Source organism: Vibrio sp. THAF64 (genome assembly GCF_009363455.1).
Classification (GTDB): Bacteria; Pseudomonadota; Gammaproteobacteria; order Enterobacterales; family Vibrionaceae; genus Vibrio; species Vibrio coralliilyticus.
Genome location: NZ_CP045356.1, coordinates 703,663 through 727,417 on the forward strand (window position 1 = coordinate 703,663; position 23,755 = coordinate 727,417).

The following is a 23,755-nucleotide window of genomic DNA, read 5'->3' on the forward strand; positions in this document are numbered from 1 at the left end:
GTACAGCATTCGTTAATAATACCCTTTTTCGACCAACATTTGGCAAACTTTAGGCGTAGTAAGTGAATTAATGTCTTTTTTATCACTTATTGCCTTTCTTATGTCCGTACTACGTACCTTCACGGTCTCAGGGCATGCCATCACTGACCAGCGATTAAGTATTTCATCCGCTTTATAAAATTTAGCAAAATTAAAAAGATTATCAGGGCCAATTACGAAAGTTATTTCATATTCTGGATATTGACGCTGCAATTCACTTAAAACCGCAAATGTCGTTACGCTATGGTTTGGCTGATAAAGCGTCTCTTCAACAGTACTCCGCACGACATTGCTCGACTGCAAGTCTTCAATAAATGCATCCACCAGTTCACAACGTGCTTGATAATCAAGCATCTCTTTACCCCAAGCATGAGAAATACTAGGAAGTAGCAGTACCCTATCGAAATGCATAAGCGAATCAATAATGCTCTTATGTCCAAGGCTCGGCGGGTTAAATGCACTGCCAAATACTGCGATTTTGTTCATTTTCTTTCCTGATGATTGTGAAATCACTGTTCACAGTTTTCTAATCTGTTCATTTAGGTATGATATTACCATTATTTTCTAAAAATCATTGCTTGCAGGAAGGAAACATAATGGAACAGCTAATTCGCGACGAGATGCGCGTATTGCCATCAATCGACCCTCAGTTTGAGATATCACGTCGTGTCGAATTTATTAAGCGCAAGTTGCAGGAAGCACGATGCAAAGCGTTAGTACTGGGTATCAGTGGAGGTGTCGACTCAACAACCTGTGGTCGTCTAGCACAGCTTGCCGTCAATGAGCTGAATGAAGAAACCGATGGCGGATACCAGTTTATCGCAGTTCGTCTACCTTATGGTGAACAAAAAGATGAAGATGAAGCCCAGATAGCGTTGCAGTTCATTCAGCCAACTCACTCTGTGTCCGTCAATATTAAAGCTGGAGTTGATGGCCTGCACGCCGCCTCCCGCGAAGCACTCGCTCATACTGAACTTTTGCCTCAGCAGGCATCTAAGATCGATTTCGTCAAAGGCAATGTAAAAGCACGTGCTCGCATGGTCGCTCAATATGAAATTGCCGGTTATGTTGGTGGATTAGTACTTGGGACAGACCACTCAGCGGAAAACATCACAGGTTTCTATACCAAATTCGGTGATGGCGCATGTGACCTTGCCCCGTTATTTGGCTTGAGCAAGCGTCAGGTACGTGAAGTTGCAGCAACACTAGGTGCACCAGAGCTTCTTGTAAAGAAAACACCTACCGCTGACCTTGAAGAATTGGCTCCACAAAAGGCCGATGAAGATGCTCTTAATCTCACTTATGATCAGATTGATGACTTCTTAGAAGGTAAGCCAGTATCACAGGAAGCGTCAGACAGGTTGGTCGCAATCTACAAAGCCACACAGCATAAGCGTCAACCTATTCCAACCATATACGACTAATAAAAAACGGGAGCTCTCAGCTCCCGTTTTTAATGGCTACCTTAAACGCTTCTAGACTCTTTCTTCTAGCGCAATGTTGTTGTTTGCCCACAGTAAAGCCTGCAAACGGTTCTTGGCATTTATCTTCTTAAAAATATTGTGTAGATGTGTCTTAACCGTGTTTTCGCTGACAAACAGCTCATCTGCAATCTGTAGATTGGATGCACCATGGCCCAGTAAGCGCATGATCTCTTTCTCGCGTTTAGTCAGATTAGCGTATGCCTGTGATGTGGTGACGCTGTTAGCACAGCGGAAGTGTTCAATATAGTCTTGCGCAACTTTCCTTGATAACCACATCTCATCTTGCATGATCTTTTCCATGCCTTTGAGCAATAACGAGATGTCATCATCGACATAAAACACACCGACCAAATTACGCCATTTGAAAAGTTGAGTGGATGGGACATCCTTCGGGCAATTAATGACTATCTCTTTAGAATTCTTATAACTTTTTGATCGAACTTGATTATAGAAATCGAACTTTTCATCATCCAAATAATGATAGTCGAACAGAATATAGTCGCCGAGAACGGAAGTCTCACCTTCGCACGCTTCAAGTTCTTCAACCGGAACAATTGACACGTTTAACTGAATGCCCTGCTCCAAAGAGTCTTTAAACAATCTAGACTGCATGCTTACATCTGAAAGAAGTGTTATCTCGTGGGTACATTTATTTGCCATCTGCGAACTCTCCGGCTCAACTTATTATGTAATTTAAAACTATCGTTTAGTTAAAATTAGTCAACATAGCAAATCATTGTTCGCTGGCTAAATACACCATTAAGAAGATATCTTTCAATTATTTACGCACAATTCTCACTTTTGAGAACGATTTTATTTAGCTAACATCAGGCTAAATCAGTGAGCTGAGGTCAGTTTTCTTCGACAGTATATTACAATCATCATCAATAAAGCGGCATAGTGCAGCGAGCCCCCACTGCTGCCACCCGAAGTCGCTGCGACAGAGTTGCCATTCACATTACTATTCAACACCCTATTCCCGTTAACGGTTGTAACATAGTACTTTGGTGTGACTTGCCCATTAATGACGTTGTTGATCCAACCAATGTAGTCATAGACATCGGTAAACACAGAAGTGACATTCAAGGATGGGTCTCCACAAGTGCTGGGACCAAAACTAGTAATACCTATTTGTATGTATTGAACACCGTTGAACCAATAGACTGGCCCTCCTGAGTCACCATTACACGTGGAGTTTTGATAACTGCCAATTTGAGGCCCGCCAAAACAGATTTGTTTATCGGTTACTTTACTGTACTGCGTTTGACAGCTAGCAAGCGATATATAGTCTAGCGACGTTTCCAAAAGCTGGGTTCCATTTCCTCCCCCTTCTATCAGACCATGTCCAATCGCTTTGTAGTCTGCTGAGCTGGGAAAGTTGTTATTGAGAGTGGTATTTAGAAGAGAGGTGTAATCAGATACGGACAGTGGAGATTCAAGTTTTATAATCGCAATATCATTGGGCCACAGCTCAGAGCCTGAATCAATGTAGTCATCCGGATAATAAAACTCTTCTGCTTTTGCTTGTTGAGTAGATAAAAAATTCGTTTCATCTTCTAACTGGGGGACGACAACCGTATATAACATGGTACTTTCATTACCATAAATACAGTGAGCCGCGGTCAACGCGTATTGGCTGTTAATCATAGTCGCGCCGCAATAACTCGAGGTACTGTAAGTATTTCCGTTGCGGTAAAAAAGGCTGGCAAAAGATGGGTAATTGACGATATTCGCGTTGCTGCCATTCACGATATAAGGCGATACGTCGACAGCCAGCAATCGGGAGCTAACCAGTATTAGGCTAAGGAACCAAATTGGATTTTTCATTTTCCCGTCTCCCTTTCGCATCCGTCAACATTAAGTTTAGCTTACGAAAGGGCAAACGGTTTAGATTCTAACTTGTTAATTTCCTTCTAAATAAGGCGGCGCTTATCAATAGAAAAGACAGATAGCCAAGTGAACCGCCGCCACCGCCTCCAGAAGAGTTCGTTGAATTTAAATAACTAGTTCGATCTGAGTCACTAATAGTCCGAACAGGCGTTTCCGAGCCGCTAAGCACAGAGACTATCCATGCTTCGTGATCTAAAACCTCAGTAAACACTGAGTTAGGTTCAACTGCAGGATTTCCACACCCACTTGCAGGACCAAAGCTTGTAATACCGGCTTGCTTGTAGGTACTGCCATCCAACCAGTATAGCGGGCCTCCCGAGTCTCCTTGACAAGTAGCATTATCGAGACCATTGCTACTTGGTGTTGGCCACCCCATGCAAAGGTTAGCACTGGTATCAACACCTGTGTAAACATTACAAGATGAGTTGGCTACATATTGGAGTTGAGTGAATAGCAGATTATCATTATTGTCCGCTCCAGGTTCTGTATTCCCGTGCCCGACCGCGTGAAAGGTCTCAGAGGTACTTCTATATGTAGTATCATCACCAGTACTAACTCTAACTACGTAGTCTGCTGAACTTGATGTTTGCATAGGGGTTGCAAGCTTCAAAATCGCAATATCATCGGTTAAAGTCGAATCGTTATAGGTACTTTTATAGTAAATCTCATTTACCATCACACGTTCAATGACGCTATATGGAAAATCTGACTCGTTTTGAAGCTTTGGTACGGCGGAGGTAAACAACTGCTTTTCTTCGTCACCATAAATACAATGCGCAGCAGTTAAAACATACTGATCATTTAGTAACGTCCCGCCACAGTAACTTCCGACATAATACTTGTTGTCATAATCAATACGATCTTTAAACAAGCTTATTATCGAGGGGTATGTCGTTACGTTAGCGTAACTACCGTTCACTATATAGGGCGAAATCTCGGCACTTTGAGCATAACCACTGGCAAACAATGCAAACGGTAAAAGTATGGATAGCTTTCTCATACAAAATTTTCCATGCGAATTATTATCATTAATATCAGGTCTGATAGTACATATCAGAAATTACTTACGTCGAGAGATTTCATGCGTTCGGGCTATCTTTTGACCCAAAGTGTTAACTTGGTTAAGACTCATATCTACTATAGAAACTGATATGTCGAGCTACTTTCGACAAAATGAGGATAAAAAATGCCAGTCAGAGAATCTGACTGGCATTATATGTACTAGCTTAAGTGGCAATTAGTTCAGTTCGAACTGAATCGCGTCGACTAACCAACCCGCAGTCCAAGCATTGATTGCTTTGATCTGCTTACCTTGAGGGATATCGAAAGTTTCGACTTTGATTGGCGAAGCGTAGCCTTTAGATCCCAACATGACTGAAGAACCATTCTTGAACTTAAACTTCAACGCAACGATATGGTTACCACCCCAGTAGTAGTGGCCCGAGCTGACTTCGATGCTCTCTACTTGGCTCAAATCAACAGGGCTACGTAGCGCGCCTCCGTTACCGCCAATTAGCGCATTAAGCTCTGTACCTACTGCATCAATCGCTAAGCCGGAACGTACGTAAAGCAAGTTGCTCGCTGTCACTTCCGCTTTTTGTACATCACCATTCGGGTAACCAAAGATAGGAGAAAACTCCGTTTTACCTGCGCGTAGCGTGCTCGAGCGGTAAGTGTTGTGACTTAGCCAGCTTGGCTGATACGTTTCAGGAATTTGTCCCGCCTGTGTAATATTCGTTAGGTTGAACGAGTGTTGGTTCCAGATGCGCGTCGCGTTAGTCCATGGTTTGTCATCCTGAGCAGACTGATACACATACACGCCCTTGTTGATGCTGTACTTACCGTCGTAGTTGTTTGCGACCACGATCATTTCAGCATTGTTATCACCCTCTAGATCAACAACGATTGGGTATTCCCACAAAGTTCCGGTTGAGTTATCGATAACAGCTAACTCTTTACCAGTTTGACCGTCAAGGATTCGTACTTTGAAATGATCCTGTACAAGCACTTCGTCGATACCATCAGCATCAAAGTCGTACGCAGAGACACCAATCTTACCGCTACCAATATCGTCGTTTTCAACAGACCAAACTAACTCGCCTTTAGCATTGTACATATCAACGGCTTTATAACCTGCGTAAACAATACCGATGCTGTCTGTACCTGCTGTCGTTGCCGTTTCAAACTGTACGCCTTCAACCAGCCAACCTTGCGACCAAACGTTAACGCCCGTAACGCTCTCACCTTCAGGAAGAACAAAGCGCTTGGTTTGCAGATGGTAGCCATAGTTTTTAGATCCCACCATGACTGATGAACCATTCTTCAGAGAGAATTCCATTGCCAGGAGATGGCGACCACCCCAGAAGTACTTGCCGTATGTGACGTCAATTGCCGTAACATTTGAAAGATCGATAGGATCACGAAGTGCTCCGCCATTACCACCAATCGTGTTATGGGCATCCGTACCAATCGCATCGATTGCAGCACCAGAACGGACATAGAGCAGGCTGTCATTACCGACTTGTGCCGACTCCACATTGCCTTTCTCGTAACCAAAAACTTCCGATTGCTGAGTCACTGACTCACTGTACGCAGCTAGGAAACTTGAAACAGCTTGAACGCCGCCACCTGGGTTGTTCTCGTTAGTGATTTCCCATTTAGTTGAACCATCATGCTCCAACACTGCAAGTGAGCTGTTCTGAGCCGACGAGTAACTTGCCGGAACAGAGACGACCAACTCAGGGTTCTTATCTGAATCTAGGTTGACCAATGAAGAGAACCATACTTTATCAGCTGCGCTGTACTGCCAATCAACAGCTCCAGAGCTTTGGAATAAAGTACCATCAGCAAACACTTCCTGGCGGTTGTCACCGTCAAAATCACCACTGATTGATGCTGGAGACCAAGTATGGCTAAACACTAGCTGACCAGATTGATAATCGTAGACGCCATCCGCAGACAGAATTTCAATATCACCATCGCCATCCAAGTCTGCTAATGCGATGTCACCGACTGTTCTCCAGCCAGACTCAATAGTCGCAATCTGCTTCTTCACATTACCGTGATTATCTAGCACCTTGATGAAGTCACTGCCTGTACTGGTCGTGACAATTTCCACCACACCGTCATGATCAAGATCGGCAACAGCAGGACTGTAGCGAGCATCTGCAATAACACCGCCATTGTCGTAGCTCCATAGCTCGGAACCATCCACACCACTTAGTGCTCGAACAAGACCACCGCTTGAATAATTGCGGCCTTCAAACGTTACAACAATCACATCTGCGACGTCTTGGTTATCGATTCGACCATCACCGTTGTCGTCATTAAGCTGAGCGGTAACTGGCGTTACCATTACCTGATCAGACTCGGGTTTAAAGCTGCTACCCTGCCAAGACCATTTCAGCTCAGTCTCGATTTTCTTATCTGGCTCAGTGTAAGCCAAAACTCGCATAGAGCGTGGGTTTGAGAAATCAAGGATTTCACCGTTGTACGCTTTAACTGACTCTAGCTGAGCATTAGACTTGTAACCACCAAATACCGCTAGGCGATTGTAAGATAGGTTGTCCCAATCACTTAGCATCACCCCAAGCCCCTCTGGAGCACGGACTTCAACTTCATGACCTTTAATGTACTCAGGTAACGAGTAACCTGAACGTTGTCCTTCTTTTAGACAGTAACGTTCATCATTCTCTAGGCTGACAATACATGCTTCTGGGTATTGCTCCGACGCCAATACACGCATCGAACGAGGCTTAGAAAAGTCTAAGTAACGACCGTTATACGCTTTCACATTTTTAAGTTGTTCGTTTGACGTATAAGAGTCAAAAACGGCTAGTCTGTTGTATGACAAGTTATCCCAGTCACTCAACATAACAGAAACACCACTCGGAGCGAGAACATCGACCGGGTGCGCATAGATCCAATTTGGAAGTGAATAACCTGAGCGCTCTCCCGCTTTAAGGCAATACTTCTCCCCTGACTGCTGACTGATAATACATCCCATAGGTTCGGATGCATGGGCAGGCAAGCTGATGTTGGCTAATGCAAGTGAGCCAAATACCACTGCTAATAATTTACGTTCCATTAAGAACACCCTTTGCTGATTTGTTGCCAAATTAATGTATTGCTCAAGACTGGCGTAATTCTTCTGTTACGTTGCTTAATCCAGAAATAAGCGGTTAGGATTGATTCGCGCAAATTATCTGTATGGAATTTGGTCTGTTCAACAATTAGGCGAGAATATCACGCCTCAATAATGAGACATCTTAGAAACGAGACATTTAAATTGGGATACCGCTTCATTTAACAGACAAAAGATAAAAACTTTTATCTCAATATCCAGCGGCGTATAGAATGGCAGCCATAATTCGAGAAAACGTACCGATGCCCAAGCTAGGTCAGTTTATTATGAAAATACCTTTGTTCGTCATTATCGCTCTTTTTGCTCTGCCCACGTTATCTCAGGACAAGGTGTACAGACTGGATCAGTTTGGTGCCATTGGTAACGATTCCCAAGACGATAGCCAGGCAATTCAGAGCGCCCTCTCTTCTCTAAACCCTGGGGACATTCTCGTCATCCCTGAAGGCACATATGATGTGTGTCAAACGCTGTACTTAACCAACACCAAGCAAATCTCCCTAATTGGTAGCCAAGGAGCGGTATTGCGTAAGTGCGCTGATTTTATTGGTGAATACCTACTTTATATAAAAGAAACTCAGAACATATTCATAAGTGGTCTTCACTTTATCGGTCTAAATAATGGTGACATCAAACAGGTTTGGGGCGAGCAAGGCGTTTATCTCGCCAGTACGTCTGGCTCCCATCTATCGAACAATACGTTTGAGAATTTTGGTGACGCGGCATTAAGAGTCACAACCGGACCGAATCAAGGGGAGTCTCTTTCGCAAGATGCGACATTGTTCGCCAACACATTTCGCAACTGCAGCCAAGTCACCACCACGCAGGCGACTCAGGGCTCTAGTGCACCCGGCACACAAAACATCGCTTTCGAATACAATCTATTTCAGGGATGTACTCTAAAGCTTTCAAGCCGACACCAAGTTCAGGGTGCTCTTGTTCTTCACAATACTTTCAAAGATATTAGTAGCGCGGCATTAGAAGTCAGCTATTACACGGATGTCTCGGTGAAAGACAATAAATTCGACAATATCACCGGTTACGTCATGAATGTGTACCCCAATACACGTGCTGAACAGCCAGTACACTGGGGTAATGTTGAGTTTCATAATAACGATGTATCCGATAGTACGATGGGGATCAGGCTACAAAGTTTTTCCGCGAACGAGTCACCGACAAAGTCAGTGGAAAATATTTCCGTCTCACATAATCGTTTCTCCAACATTACCTGTGAAGGAACAAATGAGCAGAAATATAAAAAGATCATTCGAACTTATAGTCAGAAAAGTGGCTACTCATTTGAAAACGTAAATATTGTTGGTAACGAGTACGACGGGGAGTCAGGATGCGATTTTCTTTCTATTGATACGTCATCCGAAAAAATAAAAATAGAAGAAAATACCAAAACGCTAAAGGTCGATGGAAACTAGCTCTCTAACGTTTGATACTTCACGTGACAAGTGGAAGCGTACTTTAATTCGTGAGTTTAATTAGAGGCACCTGCTATGAAAATACATGAATTTAAAAATATTGAGAATATTACATGGGGAAGTACTTAAACTAATGTAGGTATTTAGAAGGGATGGATGAAGAAAGTAGCAGGAAGATACCTGCTACAGAATATGAAATGATGGATATACGAAAGATTTAGTCAGTAACGGCACGTTCACCTTTATAAACTTTAATTGCACCTTCAACACGTTTGCCACTATCTACATCATATAGTTGCGGTACGATAGTATATTCGCCATCCGGGTAGCTAGCGTCCAGAGTGAAGCCACGAATAATACTAAGTTCCTCCAGAGCTGGTACCGATTTAAGTACACGAGCGTGAACAGGAATTGCCAAGCCGTCTGGACCAACAGCAGTTACCCAGAACTCAATGTTGGCAGATTGATCTCTGGTATTATGAGCTTGCAGGTCGAGAATCAGATAACCACCTTCACTAGGGAAAATCGTGTCGTTAACAGCAAATGCTTCTAGTATCAGGCCATCGATAGCCGCTGGCTGTTCAATACTTACGCCCTTGGCAAACGTCTCTGATTTAGAGAAAGTTTTACCCGTTTCAACGTTAACACCTTCGACAGCTACTTGATATAAACCATCATCCATATACTCGCGTACCCAAATACCACGTTCGATATGTAGTGCAGACCCTTCTTCAATATTTTCACTGTCAAATTCAGAACTATTAACACCAACAACTGACTTAGCAGGAAATACAATACCTTTGGGACCTTTTACAGATACCCAATATTTAAGGCTGGCATCTCCATCACCAATATTTGTTAAATCAATACTTGCAGACAAATACCCACCTTCTGTCGGTACCTGATTTTTAGAAAGTTGAATTTGTGCATCAAGAAGAAATTCTTCGTTCGCAATTTGATTCTCAACAGCAAATACAGACAAAGAAGTGCTCAGCGCTATACTACCCGAAAGTAGAGCGATAATTAGTTTTTTCATTTTCACACCAAAATGTTAATAAATAGATTTGATTAGTACGGCAGAACAAAGCGTAACAACTGAGTGTTTTGCATTCAAACAAAAAACCAATAACACCTTGGGTAATAATTAAACTTATTAATCAAAGAAAATGTTTTCAGTTGTTACATTACTTTAGTGACAAAAGTCACATTAAGAATTATATAGACAGGATTGATTATTTGCCAAGTCGTTCTTTCAGTAATAAAAGAGCAAACTTTGAGTTAGTCACCAAATAGCGCTTCCACATTCTTCTTGGTTCCTGAATAACTCGATATAACCACTCTAATCCAGCATTTTGCATCCAAATCGGAGCGCGGTTAACCTTACCCGCAACCACATCAAATGTACCTCCTACTCCCATAACAAAGTCCACGCCCAACTCATCCCGCCATTTATTAATGAAGTTTTCTTTTTTTGGCGATGTAATAGCTACAAATAGTAATTTTGCGCCTGACTCCTTGATTTTGTTTACTAAAGCTTCTTCATCATCCCAAAAATAGCCATGGTGATATCCAGCTATATTGAGGTTGGGGTGATTGGCTTTCATGACTTGCGCCGTTTTCTCTACAACTTCTTGTTTTGCTCCTAGGAAAAATACAGGAAACGCCTCAGCCTCAGCCATAGCATTGAGATGATGAAACAGATCGACACCCGCGACTCGCTCAGGGATCTGATGACCAAGAAACCTTGCACCCCACACGACACCCATACCATCAATATTGATGATGTCACATTCAGTCACAGATCTTGCCAGCTCGTGATCTTTTTTCATGTTTACCAGTTTGGCAACATTCACAACCACGTGTTGAGTAAACTCTCCGGATTCAATACGATCTTTTATTGACTCTACGGTTTGAGCCATGGTCATTGTGTCCATTGGGCTTCCCAAGAATGTCACTCGACTCATGACTTTTCTCCTTTCTGATTCTTTAAATAAATACTCATGGACAGGTACATCCAAGCTTGAGTCCAACGCACATAGTTAATTGCGTTAGTTGTGCGTGCGGTCTTTTGATAAACAAATTGTTTTTTATCTGAAAGATAAAGCTCTTTGACAGACCAATTGAGTACTTTACCTGCCATGTCTAAATCGTCTTGCTCTCCACCGACCTTAATTAAGGTGATCACAGCTTGGGCTACTGAATGCGGATCAAGAGGGTAGCGGTTATTGTTGTAGTACTTAGCCGTACCATCTTCTTCAAAAAGATGCTCTTTGTAGTAAACCAACCCATGATCAATCGACTCGTCAAACTCGTCGGTTTGCAGCGAATGTTTGAGTTCGTATAACGCTTCAAGGTTATAACCTGTATGAAAACCATCAATGAACTGGTGGTGGCTGCGTGCACCATATACCCAACTGCCATCAGGTGACTGCTCATTGATACTTTGCCAAGCCACAGTTCTAGCAAGTTCTTGATATTTCGCGTTGTCTGTCTCAGAACCAACAAATCCAACCCAGGCAGCGGCCCATAAACTTGCGTTATGGACGAATGCTTTTTCCCCTGGGATATAAGCAAAAAATTGTCGTTGCTGATCTTCTGTGTATAAATGCTCAACAATAAACTCTGCACTGGAACATGCTGCATCAACATAGCGTTGGTTGTTGGTCAGCTTTCCAAGGTCGAACAAAGCTCTGCTTACGTAGATGGTTGATATGACGTTGGGTTTACCCTTGGGTACAAAAAATGCCCGGGCTTTCCAATCAAAATGATACCCCCAGCAAGAAGCACCCCAAGTTTTCGAGCAGCACTGATGCTCCAACAACCAGTCAGCCAATTTCTGGGCTTCTTCAAGTAAGTGAGTTTCATGAGTGGTCTGGTATTGCTCTAACATCCCTGAAATAAACAAAGCAACGCCTTTGGGATTGCGCTTCTTTGGTACCCCAAGAAGGTGACGCATATTAATACTCGAGCGCTTGAAAATCTGAATCCATGCGAGGCCGAATAGCGAATTACGCAACCGTGGGAAAATATCGAAAAGGCGAGCATTTAATCCATCAAACGGATCAAAACCGGCAAAATCATTGTGAGTGGCATCGTCTAAAAGTGAGCAACGAATATCAGTAATCATGCGCGGCTCCTTTGGAGAAGCACGGCATCATAAATACGTTGCACTTGAGGAATAATTGCTTGCACAGAAAAGTGTTCATCAAATTTTTGTTTTGCGTTTTGGGTATAATTTTGATTCATATCTTGATTAATCAATAGTTCAATAAGCGCATCAGCCAAGGCCTCTGAGTCCCCAGCTTCTACGAGAGTGCCCTCCTTGCCATGAGATATCGCATCAGGAATACCACCAGCGAAAGTGGACACCACGGCAATACCAGCCGACATCGCTTCCAATACACCCATTGGAAACCCTTCGTTATAGCTAGGCAGGCAATAGATTTGAGTCTGTCTCAGTACGTCGAGCTTGCGTTGACCAGAAACCCAACCCAAAAACTCCACATGGGATTCAAGCCCTAAATCCCTTGCCATCGCACGGTACTTTTCAACGTCACCGTCACCTCCGATCATAAGCTTAGCGTCAGGGCAGTGTCGTTTGACTCTAACCATGGCCTTGAGCAGGTCATGAACGCCCTTACGCTCACCCACTCTTCCTAGAAAGCTGATGGTTGAAGAAGATGTAGACGATGCTTCAAGCTCAAGTGATGGCACAGCGTTATAGACCAACTGGAAGTGCTCTGAGCGATGAAAAGTCGCTCTTGCCCAATCGATCCACTGAGAGGAGAGCACAATAACCACATCCGACATTTCGAATGTGTCACGAATGTGCTTCTTTCTATTCTCATCACACTCGTTCGCATAGAAATCGCGAAACTCAGCGCCATGCAAATGCAATATCACGTTGCCACCCAGTGCTTTAATCAACCTCACAAGCACTGATTTCCGCAAATAGCTTCCTCTTGAGGCAACATGAATATGTGCTAACCCGACACGATAAAACGCAAAATAGAACAAGACTTTAACTAACGCGCTAATGTAAAGCAGTAATGCTCCAACGCGACCAAGTCGATTGTTGGTAGAGTGAGTTGCAATCAGCCTTACCGCATTGTCAGCAAGGAAACCGGACTGTTGGTAAACGCCCAATACAGTTGCAATTCCGCCCTGCCCTTTGATATCAGTTGCAATGGTCAGATTGATGGTCTTTTTCAAAATTTGCTCTCCACGCTGCATACGGCCTGACGCACCTTGCCATTTTTCGTTCTCGGTAATGCATCTACTCTGTGAACATCGACTGTAATGCTTTGTCCTACACGCTCGTTAGTGTTGGCGATGAGTTGCTGTTCCTGCTGCGTCGTAAACTTGGCTTGGTCAACGACAACTAATACTTTGATTGATTCTGCTTTTTCTTGAACAAACTGGCAGCTTATTAAACCTTCTATACCTTTTGGTATGTGGTTAAGAATATGGATTTTCTGACCATCTTCACCGAGCAGAAAATCACCAACGCGTCCTTCGATTTTCTCAATAACAGGGTATGTTCTTCCACATGGGCAACGTTGTTCAGTTGCCAAAACAACGTGATCCCCAGTGCGGTAGCGTACGAGGGGATAAAGTGCATTGTTGTAGTTCGTGCCAACAATCTCGTGCTTGCCATCACCACTATCTAGAAATTCAACATGCGAATAATCAGAAATAAGGTGATAATTGCCATGTTCACAACTACCAATCGCTGCGACACGCTCAAACAGCCCATACCAATCAAACACCTTGCACTGAAAACGTTTCTCAATTACTTCTCGATCTTCTTGTGAGAGAGATTCTGAGGAGGTCACGATCGATTTCAATTTGCCTCGGTAATACAAGTCCTTGCTTTCTAGGAACTTGGCTAGCGTAGCGATTGAGGATGGGTACGCTTGAATAATATCGACACCGTAGTCTTCCATTGCTGTCAGATAACCCGGAATCGCATCCGCTGTCAGATGAAACGACGACATTAGAATCATGTTTTCAAAAACTGAATAGCGCCAATAAGGGCCAACTTTCTGAGATAGTGGCACGACTACATCACCGCGAATCCACGCTCGCTTGTCGCCTTTTTGGTAGCCAGCCCACTCTAAATGACGAGAGACAAACGCCTGCTCCCTAAGCACCGAATTGAGGTCTTGTGGGATCGATAGAGGCGTACCTGTTGTGCCACTAGTACTGCCCTTCACTGTCACTTTAGGGTTGAGCTGTGTGTTGAGAAAAGCGTCCGGTGAGGCTTTGACATCTTGTTTGTCAATAAACGCAAACTGGTCTAGCTGTTGATGTGTTCCGTAAGCAGCAGTGCTTTTTGCGCGTAACAATGCCGCTTCAAGTTGCGAATCACAAAAGATCTTGAGTGCATCATGAGAGTATTCGTTTTCTCTAAGTTGCCCCTTCAAGCCTGCGACACGTTTTTCACTACGAATGGCTGCACGCACTAGGTCTCGTAAAGACACCATTACGTTCTGAATAAATATTGGCGATTTCTTATATATCGACGAGGTGTACACGTTACTATCCCCTAACCACGGAGGTCCTGAAGGAATGGGGCTGTCCCTTCAACGTCAGAACGATTGTCATGGATGTCATAATCGTTGTCTTTTACCCATCCAATAATTTTGGCTGGAATCCCACCAACAATGGCACCTTCTGGGACGCTTTTTGTCACCACACTGTTTGCGCCGATGATCGCGTTGTCACCAACCACAATCGGCCCAACCAGCACTGCTCCTGGGCCGATAAACACACGGTCACCGACATTAGGGACTTCTTTAAACGGCCCTTTACCCACCGTTTTACAACCAATACCAATACTGCACTGCTCGCCAATTACCGTTTTGTCATGCAGCGATACGCCGATACCTTTAACGACGAAAAAACTTCCTTTACCAATATGACACTTAACGGGCACTCGGCAGTTATAGAACATAAAAATAAACAGCTGGAATAGCTTTGGAATCAGCGGGATTTTCTTCAGATAAAACCAGCGAGCAATTCGATAGATGGCAATAGCATTAGGCATGTGAGTAACCCGAATTTAATTGAAAATTTTGAGGAGCTGACAACTTTTCTCTCAATGACTTGCTTAAGTACAAACAGGTGAAAAGCAATAGCAAGGTCGGTGTTTTCGTCGTCAGAGAGTTGTTAGTGATGCTGATTACAGCAAAAGAGAAAACGCTCATTCTTTCAATAAGGTTTCCTGTCATCGCAAAATAAGTAAGTGGTACATAAACCACTAAGAACAAGGGAATAGTTCCTACGAGTCCAAAGGTGAATATCCAGCCAATGAGATAGTTTTCGATTACATTGATGCCAATATAAAGCTCAATGGATTCCATCAAACGATGGCTTGCACCCAGCAACCATTCACGAAGGCTAAGTTGATCAATGAGGTAAAACACGTTTAATCGTGCTGACGCACTGCCATCAATATAGAGTTTTGATGCAATTCGTTCCGTAATTCCAGACTCAACAAGCAGGTACGCACCAGCCCAGAAAGCGAAATATCCAATCAGCATGAATAATGCGATTTTTTGTTTATTGTCAGGGATGCCCTGCGTGATGGCTTTCCACTGCATGGGAGCAAAAGACACGGATACCGCACAAATAAAGATGGCTAACGCAGCTCTACCACCAAACGCGAATAACGCTAACGCAACGATCAACATATACACAAAACTTGGTAGCTTGGTTTTGTTGGCGATGAGTAGCGCAATGCTGACCGTGATCAACGCATTGTTAAGAGGGTGAGTAAGAAATGCCGTTGAGCGAAAGAATGAAAACTCCTGGAACTCAACCTTGACCAGACGAAAATGGAGCATGTATTCCATCACAGCCACAAGCGAGTTAAGTAATATTAGATAGGCAATCAGTTTGAGCAGAAACGATTTTTGATTATCACTAAGGTAAGCCAGTAACGGCACGATCAAAACTGGTGCTAAAAACGTATTGACCAAATAGGCCATCCCTGAAGAACCATGAATGGCAAAACCATATAGGATCACGAAAACATTACATGCCAAAGCAATCAGCCAAAAACGGTAATAGCTGCCTAACCGTTGAGAAATTCCTTTCACCCCATCAAACAGAAAAACCAACCCAAACCCCATCAAAACCAGATAAGAGTACAAATGGATCTTAAACAGCGGTGATCCCCCTTGAGATACGTACGGCACCCCAAGATCTTCTAACATGTAACCGCCAAGAAGAATCGCAGATGTAATTGCGATAAAAGGCAATAAATAGATCTTAGACAGCACGTTGTCTACTCCTTAGCTTGAGTAGAGATGAGCGAACCTCAAAGCTGTTCAACAGCAAATGCGCTAAGCCATATACGACTAAAGCAATACTAATCGAGACAATTAGAGCCAAGACATCGTTAATTTGCCCAAGGAATGGCTGGACAACAAGAATCGCTAACGCCATCACACCTGATGCGGTAACTGTTTTTAGCGCAGATTGAGGAGCCGGGTATCGATATCCAGCCTTCCAACCAACAAAGGCGGTTAGCAACAGGCCAACAAACATGGCCAATAGAATGCCGATTGCTGCTCCCTGCGCGCCAAGTTGAGGAATAAGAGCAAAAGCTGCCAGCACTTGAACGAATAAAACAGTCGCCATAATCAAAGGCACGTACTTGGTTTGTAGGGTGAACTGCAAACCATGATCAAAGAAATGCGCACGTAAGTTAAACAGTAAAGCGGCAGCGGCGACCAAATAAAACGTTGTTAGGTCGATATCTGCGTAGGCGTCACCAAGGAAAATACCCACTAGTGCCGGAGCTAGCAAACACAGACCAGTAGTCGCGGGCAAGCTGAGTGCAAACAGTAATCCGCTATACATCTTGTGCTTTGCAATTAGGCGTGTTCTGTCTTCGGTAAGCTTGGTGAGTTCTGGATAAAGCGGTAGAGCAATAGCCATAAAAACCAACGCCATAATGCCGAACAATAGATTCGCAATCGCGGCATACTGCCCTGCTTGTTCAAGCCCAGTGAGATTGGCAATAAAAAGACGATCACTTCTCGCTGCCAGTATGCCCAGCAGGCCAGACAACATAAGCGGTGCGCCGTAGGAGAACAGCTCTTTTTTAAGCGCAGTTTCAGGCGTCACTTTTCGATGCCACGCTCCAGCACCAACACACATCGCAGATCCTATCGAATAGCTCACGACTAAAGACAGCAACGCCATTTCTAAAGCGGGAAAAAATGATAGGAATAACACGGTTGTGAGTATCGACAGGACTGCTTGAGTCATTACAGACCGGCGGTAGTGGCCGGACTTTTGGTTCACACGCGCATACTCAATCGAAAACAGATAAAGAGCTTTAGCGACAAAAAAGGCGTAAACCGCGAAAAAGACGCGCCATTCAAACTCAGTCAATAACGCGACCAAAACACCAATGACAAAGAAAGAGAAGAGAATATTGCCAATCAACCAACGAACAACTGTCGCGCTGATCTGCTTTTGCCGATCCTGCTCCGCACTCGGATAGAAGCGAATAAGGCAGTTATTGATCCACTGAACTAATACTGAACGTGACGCTTCTACAATCACCATCAAGACAGCGAGAAAGCCGTACTCTTGCGGCAAAAGAAAGCGAGTCTGTACTGCAATAAGTGTAAATAGGCTTAGAGCAGAAAAGAGCTGAACAGGAGCATAAGTGAGCAGCTTTTTAATCACAACAACTCTCCGTAGAGCTTTTGATATTCATCGACCACTGCACGTGATGAAAACTTCGCTTTCAAGGATTCGGTATCCACCACAGGTAGGTTGTGCAAAAACTGCAAAACGTTGTCAGTTTCCTCGTCGGATCCGTCGGCCGATGTGTAGTGCACCCCAGCAGCACGGAAATAGGCTCGTTCTTCCTGCAAGATACCCACTTCGGTCGCGATCACAGGCAGGCCAGAGGCAAGTTTTTCCAATGGCGCAAGTCCAAACGTTTCCTCACGGGAAAGAAATACTCCGACATCAGAGTCTGCATACATTTGTTTGATCTGCTCAACATTCATCGGGCCAAGCCAAACTATTTTTTCTGCGACGCCTAACTCTTCAGCAAGAGTGTTAAGCTCTCTCGCGTAGCTCTCATCTACAGGGCCAATGATTTTTAGATCAACGTTAACAGTATTCGCTAACCGAGCCAGCAGCCTAATGATCTGATCGACTTGTTTGCGAGGTGTAATTAAAGAACAGGTCACCAAGCGCAATGCGTCTGACGTTGTTCGTTTTGTTTGCTTAAAGTAGACATCATTAACCGGATTACCCACTTTGTACGCCTTCTCATGCATCCTATTTGGTAGCGCATCAAGCAAGATATCACCCACGCAAGTTAATCGATCAGCAGAGCGCAAACTGAAAGCAGGCAGTAAAGTTTCAAAAATTAAGTTATTGAGCCAACTGCGACTTTTTCGACCTACCTTTCCTAATGAGTGCAGTGTAATTACTGAACTGGCTTTACGACTTGGCAGTAGTGGAAGGCTCGGTAGATGGCTATGAATCACATCCGGTTGAAAGCGACGAGCAAGCTCACTTAGCTTAACGTTCTGAAAAACAAACCCTGGCACAGGTAGTCCAAATACTTTCCCTTTCTTGGGTATGAAAGTGATATGAGTTCGCTCATTGAGTTGAATTCTTTTGTTTAACTCTTGTTGCGACGAACCCACTTTGATCGCCAGAATTTCATACTCAAAACCTTTAGGCGCGCTGAGCTCAAGTGACTGAACTATTTGCTGGCAGACGGAGTCAACGCCACCGGCGTTATCACTTCCCCATTTAAGGGTACTCAATGGCATCACTAGTAGGACTTTTTTCATCATCGAACCTTTAGCGAGAAGGCTCAGAGAGTGAATGACTGAGCCGCTTCACTCTCTGATTCATATCACGCCAGAACACCTCTTGTATCAATGACCACTTTCTTACTGAAAGCGAGTTTGTCTGCGGCTTTAAACTGCTTATGATCGACAAGGACCACAACCACATTCGCTACTTCAAGAGCACGCTCCAGATCCATAAATTCAACTCCCGCTTTAACGAGGTTTTCCGGCAGCGAAGAAATGTTAGGCTCGACAGCAATCACCTGCCCAACATTTTCATTGGCAAGCTGAGTGGTAATGTCCAGCGCAGGGCTCTCACGCAGGTCATCAATGTCGGCTTTAAACGCCAAGCCTAAACACGCGATCACTGGCTTTTTAAATTCATCTGCAGCTTGTTTAACCTGATCAATCACCCAAAGAGGCTTGCCATCGTTAACTTCACGAGCCATTGCAATTACTTTTGCTTCATCTGGGCAGCTGTTGACGATGAACCATGGGTCAACAGCGATACAGTGTCCACCGACACCAGGTCCTGGATTAAGAATATTTACGCGTGGATGGCGATTAGAAAGCTTGATCAATTCCCAAACATTGATCTTCAACTTTTCACAAATAAGGGACAGTTCATTGGCGAAAGCAATGTTCACATCACGGAATGAGTTTTCAGTCAGTTTAGCCATTTCCGCCGTACGAGAATTCGTAAGAATACATTCTCCGCGCACAAAGGTTTGGTATAGTTCAACTGCACGCTTGTTACAGGCATCGCTCATGCCGCCAATCACGCGATCGTTGCTCACCAGTTCCTGTAGAACATAACCCGGCAAAACACGTTCAGGGCAATGTGCAACTTTAACATCAGCAGCATCTCCGCTTTGCTGTGGGAACGTCAGGTCAGGGCGAGCTTCCGCTAACCAGCCAGCCATTTTCTCAGTAGCACCCACTGGTGACGTACTTTCCAAAACCACTAAGTTGCCTTTTTCAAGCACTGGTGCAATTGCCTTTGCGGCACTTTCTATGTAACTCAAATCAGGCTCGTGGTTGTCACCTTTAAATGGTGTTGGAACCGCAACCATAAACGCATCGGCTGCTTCAGGAACGGTTGTTGCCTTTAGTTTACCTGTCATTACCGCACTGCGAACAACGATATCCAAATCCGGTTCAACGATATGAATCTCACCTTGATTGATGGTGTCCACCGCATGCTGATTGACATCAATACCGATAACTTCAATTCCGCGTGAAGCAATAACCGCAGCTGTTGGTAAGCCGATATAGCCTAAGCCTACAACTGAAACCTTGTTAAACATTGTGTGTTCCTTAATCTTTAAAGCGCTAAAATATCTGCAATTCTTTGACAAGCCTGCCCATCACCATACGGGTTGTGGGCCTGACTCATGGATTCATAGGCTGTTTGATCAGTCAAAAGCTGAGTGAGCTCGCGACAAATCAAATCGCTGTCCGTACCTACCAGTTTGACCGTTCCTGCTTCCACAGCTTCAGGTCTTTCGGTGGTATCTCGCATAACCAAAACGGGTTTACCGAGAGATGGAGCCTCTTCCTGTATACCGCCAGAGTCCGTCAATATGATGTGAGCCTTATTCATCAGATAAACAAATGGCAGATACTGTTGAGGCTCCACTAAATGGATGTTTGGAATGTTTTTGAGCAAGCGATTGACTGGTTCTTGTACGTTCGGGTTTAGATGAACCGGATACAAGATCTGGCAATCTGGATGACGCAATGCCGTATCAGACAGCGCCTGACAGATACGCTCAAAGCCGCCACCAAAGCTCTCTCTTCTATGACCAGTCACCAGAATCAGTTTCTTGTCGGACTCAAGCATTGGGAACACACTGTCTAGTGTTGCTCTAAGATCTGAATCGTTTTCAATCTTGTCGCGAATCATGAACAGCGCATCGATAACCGTGTTACCCGTCACATGAACATCCGTGGCAGGCACGTTTTCATCAACCAGATTCTGTAAAGAGGTTTTTGTGGGCGCGAAATGGAATTTCGTTAGGCAACCTGTAAGTTTTCGGTTCCCTTCTTCAGGCCATGGAGAGTAGATGTTTCCAGTTCGAAGACCAGCTTCAACATGGCCAACCTGAATTTGCTGGTAATACGAGGCGAGCGTCGCACCCAGAGTTGTTGCCGTGTCACCGTGAACCAAAACAACATCAGGTTTAAATTCGCTAAGAACCTCTTCCATCCCAGTTAAAATCTTGGTTGTCACCGTTGTCAGTGTTTGACCCGGTTCCATAATATCGAGGTCATAGTCCGGTTCGACGTGGAAAAGCTCTAATACCTGATGCAGCATTTCTCTGTGCTGCCCAGTTACACATACTTTGGTTTCAAATCGAGAATCACTTTTCATTTGATGAACCAAAGGCGCCATTTTTATTGCTTCTGGTCGCGTACCAAACGTAATCAAAACCTTTTTCACAACACTTGTTCCCTGAATTAAGCCAAGAGTCATTTATCGCTATCGATAAAAATTCAAATAATACTTACCCAACCGAACCTGAGCCCGGCAAGACAATAGGAAAATAAATACAAAGATAAAAAATGAGTCTTATATATAAGAAAGACTCAATATCAATTAATAAACAGTTCTTCTGGTGTGTCTCATTTTTAATAACTGGAAAAATTAAATTTATGCCGCTATTGACGTAATATAATTAAGTACACCATCACTTCCCTGTTCAATCAGCTCAAAGGCCTTCTGGTGACGAACTTGACTCCCTTTATATGGGTCGGGGATTTCTTTTTCATCAACATCGGAATACGAAAGAAACAACGCAAGTTTGTTTCTGTACTCCCTAGGGCAGAGGTCATATAACGCAGCCAAGTTTGCCTTATCTGCTGCTAACACCATGTCATAGTTAGAAAAATCATTTTTCGTCACTTGTGTTGCAGTCAAACCATTCAGGTCATAACCGTGCTGGCTCGCTAATGATTGAACCTGTCTGTCTGGCGAGTTGCCAACCTGATCTCGAATAGTTCCAGCACTGGCAATATTGAGTACTAAGCCACGCTGCTGTGCTTTTGTTTTCAGAACAGCTTCAGCAAGTGGTGATCGGCATATATTACCCATACAAACAATAAGGATCGAAGGCATACTTTCCATAGCGACTAACCAAATTTTATATATATTTTTCCCAAACTATAAATCGGCTATAGGTTATCTTATTGATGTAATCTAAGTTGTCTCAATTTTGAGTATATAAAATAATTGCTAAACAATATTTGAGTTATTATTCCAATTATAATCCGCCACACTTGTATGCAAATCCATTCTTCTACTAAGAAGAACGACTTTCCAAAAGCACATTACAACTTAGCCGCTACTTATCTATAGCGTTCCAATTATGTGAAATTATTGTTAACCGTCAGTAAGTTGCATTGATATCCCTGTGAGCAACGTCTTAGAAAGCACTTTCCATTTTTGCTCATCTGTATTGTGTGACCATCAGCGAAGAAATTATCCGTCAGCTTCTGACAATGTCATTATCCACAATAATTTTAAGGAATTACTCTATGTTGTATTTTGAGTTTCTCTTCCTGCTGTTAATGCTCTATATCGGTTCACGCTATGGTGGTATCGGTTTAGGTGTCGTATCAGGAATTGGGTTGGTGATCGAGGTCTTCATCTTTAAGATGCCACCAACATCGCCACCTGTGACGGTCATGTTGATAATCCTTGCGGTGGTAACCTGTGCCTCTATCTTGGAAGCTGCTGGTGGCCTGAAGTATATGCTGCAAGTGGCAGAGAGACTTCTGCGCAAAAATCCCAAACGCGTGACACTCATCGCCCCTTTCGTCACTTACTCAATGACTTTTCTCTTAGGTACTGGTCATGCTGTCTATTCGATCATGCCTATCATTGGGGATGTGGCGTTGAAAAATGGTATTCGTCCTGAGCGACCCATGGCTGCTTCTTCAGTGGCTTCTCAGATAGCGATTACCGCGTCACCTATATCGGCGGCTGTGGTCTACTACCTCGCTCAGCTTGCCGATATTCAACATGACATCACCTTACTGTCCATCCTGATGGTGACAGTTCCCGCAACGCTGTTTGGCACTCTGCTGATGTCCCTGTATAGCCTAAAACGAGGAAAGGAACTGGATGATGACCCGGAGTATCAGGCGAGACTCAAAGATCCCGAATGGCGCAAGCGTATCGAGAGCACAACAGCCACTTCTCTCGACGAAGTGCTACCTGCATCTGCTCGCAACGCAGTGCTGATCTTCCTTGCCTCCATCATAACCATTGTCATTATCGCGATGGTGCCGGAAATACGCACCGTTGTTGAGGGCGATAAGCCAATAAAAATGTCCGTCATTATCCAGATGATGATGCTGTGTTTTGGTGGTGTAATCTTGCTGGCAACCAAAACCGACCCCCGCGATGTCCCCAACGGCGTGGTATTTAAGTCTGGTATGGTCGCAGCTATTGCCATCTTTGGTATTGCATGGATGTCCGACACATACTTTAAATATGCCATGCCTCAATTCCGTTCAGGTATCGTCGAAATGGTGACCAGCTACCCTTGGACATTCGCTCTGGCACTGTTCATCGTCTCTGTTGTGGTCAATTCTCAAGCAGCGACTGCTCGTATGATGCTCCCTGTCGGTCTAGGGCTCGGCTTAGATCCTGCCCTATTGATTGGTTTGATGCCTGCCGTTTACGGCTATTTCTTCATCCCAAATTACCCTTCAGATATCGCCACGGTAAACTTTGATACTTCCGGTACAACTAAAATCGGTAAGTGGTATTTCAACCACTCATTTATGTCTGTCGGCTTGATAGGTGTGATTGGGGCATGTTGCCTAGGATACGTGCTAGGCCAGGTTGTTATCGGTTAAAAGCATGAGATAAAACAAAGCGCCCTCAACCTAGCCTGAACAAGGTTGAGGGCGTTTTTATATTCAGAA

At 44.0% G+C, this 23,755-nt stretch carries 20 protein-coding genes; 3 read left to right on the forward strand and 17 right to left on the reverse strand.

Going from position 1 to position 23,755, the window contains the following annotated elements:
• Positions 1-12: 12 nt before the first annotated feature.
• Positions 13-525, reverse strand: a complete 513-nt coding sequence (locus FIU99_RS19780; protein WP_006960427.1) for a nicotinate-nicotinamide nucleotide adenylyltransferase — start codon at positions 523-525, stop codon at positions 13-15.
• 110 nt (positions 526-635) lie between these two features.
• Between FIU99_RS19780 and nadE the strand changes: the two genes are divergently transcribed.
• Positions 636-1,463: an ammonia-dependent NAD(+) synthetase gene (gene nadE / locus FIU99_RS19785; RefSeq protein WP_006960425.1), complete on the forward strand. Its 828-nt coding sequence runs from the start codon at positions 636-638 to the stop codon at positions 1,461-1,463.
• Positions 1,464-1,514: 51 nt separating this feature from the next.
• On the opposite strand, the gene FIU99_RS19790 is transcribed toward nadE, so the two are convergent.
• The 4 genes from FIU99_RS19790 to FIU99_RS19805 all read right to left on the reverse strand — a co-directional run bounded on the left by FIU99_RS19790 (position 1,515) and on the right by FIU99_RS19805 (position 7,500).
• The gene (locus FIU99_RS19790; protein WP_031342955.1) at positions 1,515-2,183 is read right to left on the reverse strand and encodes a LuxR C-terminal-related transcriptional regulator; all 669 of its coding nucleotides are present in this window, start codon (positions 2,181-2,183) and stop codon (positions 1,515-1,517) included.
• A 177-nt stretch (positions 2,184-2,360) separates the two neighbouring features.
• Positions 2,361-3,350, reverse strand: coding sequence for a trypsin-like serine protease (locus FIU99_RS19795; protein ID WP_006960422.1), 990 nt, complete (start codon positions 3,348-3,350; stop codon positions 2,361-2,363).
• A gap of 67 nt (positions 3,351-3,417) precedes the next feature.
• Positions 3,418-4,413 carry a trypsin-like serine protease gene (locus FIU99_RS19800; RefSeq protein WP_006960421.1) on the reverse strand — a complete coding sequence of 332 codons (996 nt, stop codon included), beginning with the start codon at positions 4,411-4,413 and terminating at the stop codon, positions 3,418-3,420.
• Positions 4,414-4,650: 237 nt separating this feature from the next.
• The gene (locus FIU99_RS19805; protein ID WP_006960420.1) at positions 4,651-7,500 is read right to left on the reverse strand and encodes a beta-prism lectin domain-containing protein; all 2,850 of its coding nucleotides are present in this window, start codon (positions 7,498-7,500) and stop codon (positions 4,651-4,653) included.
• Between the two features lie 269 nt (positions 7,501-7,769).
• Here FIU99_RS19805 and FIU99_RS19810 point away from each other — a divergent pair, with 269 nt between their 5' ends.
• Entirely contained in the window at positions 7,770-8,984 is a 1,215-nt protein-coding gene (locus FIU99_RS19810) for a glycosyl hydrolase family 28-related protein (protein WP_006960419.1), read from the forward strand.
• A gap of 217 nt (positions 8,985-9,201) precedes the next feature.
• Here the strand turns inward: FIU99_RS19810 and FIU99_RS19815 are convergent, their stop codons facing one another.
• From FIU99_RS19815 to FIU99_RS19870, 12 genes are all read right to left on the reverse strand, one after another.
• Entirely contained in the window at positions 9,202-10,020 is an 819-nt protein-coding gene (locus FIU99_RS19815) for a hypothetical protein (protein ID WP_006960418.1), read from the reverse strand.
• A 196-nt stretch (positions 10,021-10,216) separates the two neighbouring features.
• Positions 10,217-10,948 carry a WecB/TagA/CpsF family glycosyltransferase gene (locus FIU99_RS19820; RefSeq protein WP_006960417.1) on the reverse strand — a complete coding sequence of 244 codons (732 nt, stop codon included), beginning with the start codon at positions 10,946-10,948 and terminating at the stop codon, positions 10,217-10,219.
• Positions 10,945-12,111, reverse strand: coding sequence for a hypothetical protein (locus tag FIU99_RS19825; RefSeq protein ID WP_006960416.1), 1,167 nt, complete (start codon positions 12,109-12,111; stop codon positions 10,945-10,947). Before FIU99_RS19825 ends, FIU99_RS19820 begins: the two co-directional genes overlap by 4 nt.
• Positions 12,108-13,217, reverse strand: coding sequence for a glycosyltransferase family 4 protein (locus FIU99_RS19830; RefSeq protein WP_006960415.1), 1,110 nt, complete (start codon positions 13,215-13,217; stop codon positions 12,108-12,110). Before FIU99_RS19830 ends, FIU99_RS19825 begins: the two co-directional genes overlap by 4 nt.
• On the reverse strand, positions 13,193-14,521 hold the full coding sequence (locus FIU99_RS19835; protein ID WP_039951912.1) for a phenylacetate--CoA ligase family protein: 1,329 nt from the start codon (positions 14,519-14,521) through the stop codon (positions 13,193-13,195). The genes FIU99_RS19830 and FIU99_RS19835 overlap by 25 nt, the downstream gene beginning before the upstream one ends.
• An 11-nt stretch (positions 14,522-14,532) precedes the next feature.
• Complete coding sequence (locus FIU99_RS19840; protein ID WP_006960413.1) at positions 14,533-15,033, reverse strand: serine O-acetyltransferase; 501 nt, start codon at positions 15,031-15,033, stop codon at positions 14,533-14,535.
• Complete coding sequence (locus tag FIU99_RS19845; protein ID WP_006960412.1) at positions 15,026-16,270, reverse strand: VpsF family polysaccharide biosynthesis protein; 1,245 nt, start codon at positions 16,268-16,270, stop codon at positions 15,026-15,028. The genes FIU99_RS19840 and FIU99_RS19845 overlap by 8 nt, the downstream gene beginning before the upstream one ends.
• On the reverse strand, positions 16,260-17,690 hold the full coding sequence (locus FIU99_RS19850) for an oligosaccharide flippase family protein (protein ID WP_006960411.1): 1,431 nt from the start codon (positions 17,688-17,690) through the stop codon (positions 16,260-16,262). The genes FIU99_RS19845 and FIU99_RS19850 overlap by 11 nt, the downstream gene beginning before the upstream one ends.
• On the reverse strand, positions 17,687-18,820 hold the full coding sequence (locus FIU99_RS19855; protein WP_006960410.1) for a VpsD family glycosyltransferase: 1,134 nt from the start codon (positions 18,818-18,820) through the stop codon (positions 17,687-17,689). Before FIU99_RS19855 ends, FIU99_RS19850 begins: the two co-directional genes overlap by 4 nt.
• 65 nt (positions 18,821-18,885) lie before the next feature.
• The gene (vpsB, locus tag FIU99_RS19860) at positions 18,886-20,127 is read right to left on the reverse strand and encodes a UDP-N-acetyl-D-mannosamine dehydrogenase VpsB (protein WP_006960409.1); all 1,242 of its coding nucleotides are present in this window, start codon (positions 20,125-20,127) and stop codon (positions 18,886-18,888) included.
• Between the two features lie 17 nt (positions 20,128-20,144).
• The gene (gene wecB, locus FIU99_RS19865) at positions 20,145-21,263 is read right to left on the reverse strand and encodes a non-hydrolyzing UDP-N-acetylglucosamine 2-epimerase (RefSeq protein WP_006960408.1); all 1,119 of its coding nucleotides are present in this window, start codon (positions 21,261-21,263) and stop codon (positions 20,145-20,147) included.
• Positions 21,264-21,473: 210 nt separating this feature from the next.
• Positions 21,474-21,938 carry a low molecular weight protein-tyrosine-phosphatase gene (locus FIU99_RS19870; RefSeq protein ID WP_006960407.1) on the reverse strand — a complete coding sequence of 155 codons (465 nt, stop codon included), beginning with the start codon at positions 21,936-21,938 and terminating at the stop codon, positions 21,474-21,476.
• A 419-nt stretch (positions 21,939-22,357) separates the two neighbouring features.
• On the opposite strand from FIU99_RS19870, the gene FIU99_RS19875 reads away from it, so the two are divergent.
• The gene (locus FIU99_RS19875; RefSeq protein WP_006960406.1) at positions 22,358-23,686 is read left to right on the forward strand and encodes an anaerobic C4-dicarboxylate transporter; all 1,329 of its coding nucleotides are present in this window, start codon (positions 22,358-22,360) and stop codon (positions 23,684-23,686) included.
• Positions 23,687-23,755: the final 69 nt, after the last annotated feature.

Bases quoted from the DNA above. Each gene is read 5' to 3' on its own strand.
- FIU99_RS19815 (WP_006960418.1), bottom strand. From the start codon at position 10,020: ATGAAAAAACTAATTATCGCTCTACTTTCGGGTAGTATAGCGCTGAGC.
- FIU99_RS19800 (WP_006960421.1), bottom strand. From the start codon at position 4,413: ATGAGAAAGCTATCCATACTTTTACCGTTTGCATTGTTTGCCAGTGGT.
- FIU99_RS19805 (WP_006960420.1), bottom strand. From the start codon at position 7,500: ATGGAACGTAAATTATTAGCAGTGGTATTTGGCTCACTTGCATTAGCC.
- FIU99_RS19825 (WP_006960416.1), bottom strand. From the start codon at position 12,111: ATGATTACTGATATTCGTTGCTCACTTTTAGACGATGCCACTCACAAT.
- FIU99_RS19780 (WP_006960427.1), bottom strand. From the start codon at position 525: ATGAACAAAATCGCAGTATTTGGCAGTGCATTTAACCCGCCGAGCCTT.
- FIU99_RS19820 (WP_006960417.1), bottom strand. From the start codon at position 10,948: ATGAGTCGAGTGACATTCTTGGGAAGCCCAATGGACACAATGACCATG.
- vpsB (WP_006960409.1), bottom strand. From the start codon at position 20,127: ATGTTTAACAAGGTTTCAGTTGTAGGCTTAGGCTATATCGGCTTACCA.
- FIU99_RS19840 (WP_006960413.1), bottom strand. From the start codon at position 15,033: ATGCCTAATGCTATTGCCATCTATCGAATTGCTCGCTGGTTTTATCTG.
- FIU99_RS19790 (WP_031342955.1), bottom strand. From the start codon at position 2,183: ATGGCAAATAAATGTACCCACGAGATAACACTTCTTTCAGATGTAAGC.
- FIU99_RS19855 (WP_006960410.1), bottom strand. From the start codon at position 18,820: ATGAAAAAAGTCCTACTAGTGATGCCATTGAGTACCCTTAAATGGGGA.
- FIU99_RS19810 (WP_006960419.1), top strand. From the start codon at position 7,770: ATGGCAGCCATAATTCGAGAAAACGTACCGATGCCCAAGCTAGGTCAG.
- nadE (WP_006960425.1), top strand. From the start codon at position 636: ATGGAACAGCTAATTCGCGACGAGATGCGCGTATTGCCATCAATCGAC.
- FIU99_RS19875 (WP_006960406.1), top strand. From the start codon at position 22,358: ATGTTGTATTTTGAGTTTCTCTTCCTGCTGTTAATGCTCTATATCGGT.
- FIU99_RS19795 (WP_006960422.1), bottom strand. From the start codon at position 3,350: ATGAAAAATCCAATTTGGTTCCTTAGCCTAATACTGGTTAGCTCCCGA.
- FIU99_RS19870 (WP_006960407.1), bottom strand. From the start codon at position 21,938: ATGCCTTCGATCCTTATTGTTTGTATGGGTAATATATGCCGATCACCA.
- FIU99_RS19830 (WP_006960415.1), bottom strand. From the start codon at position 13,217: ATGCAGCGTGGAGAGCAAATTTTGAAAAAGACCATCAATCTGACCATT.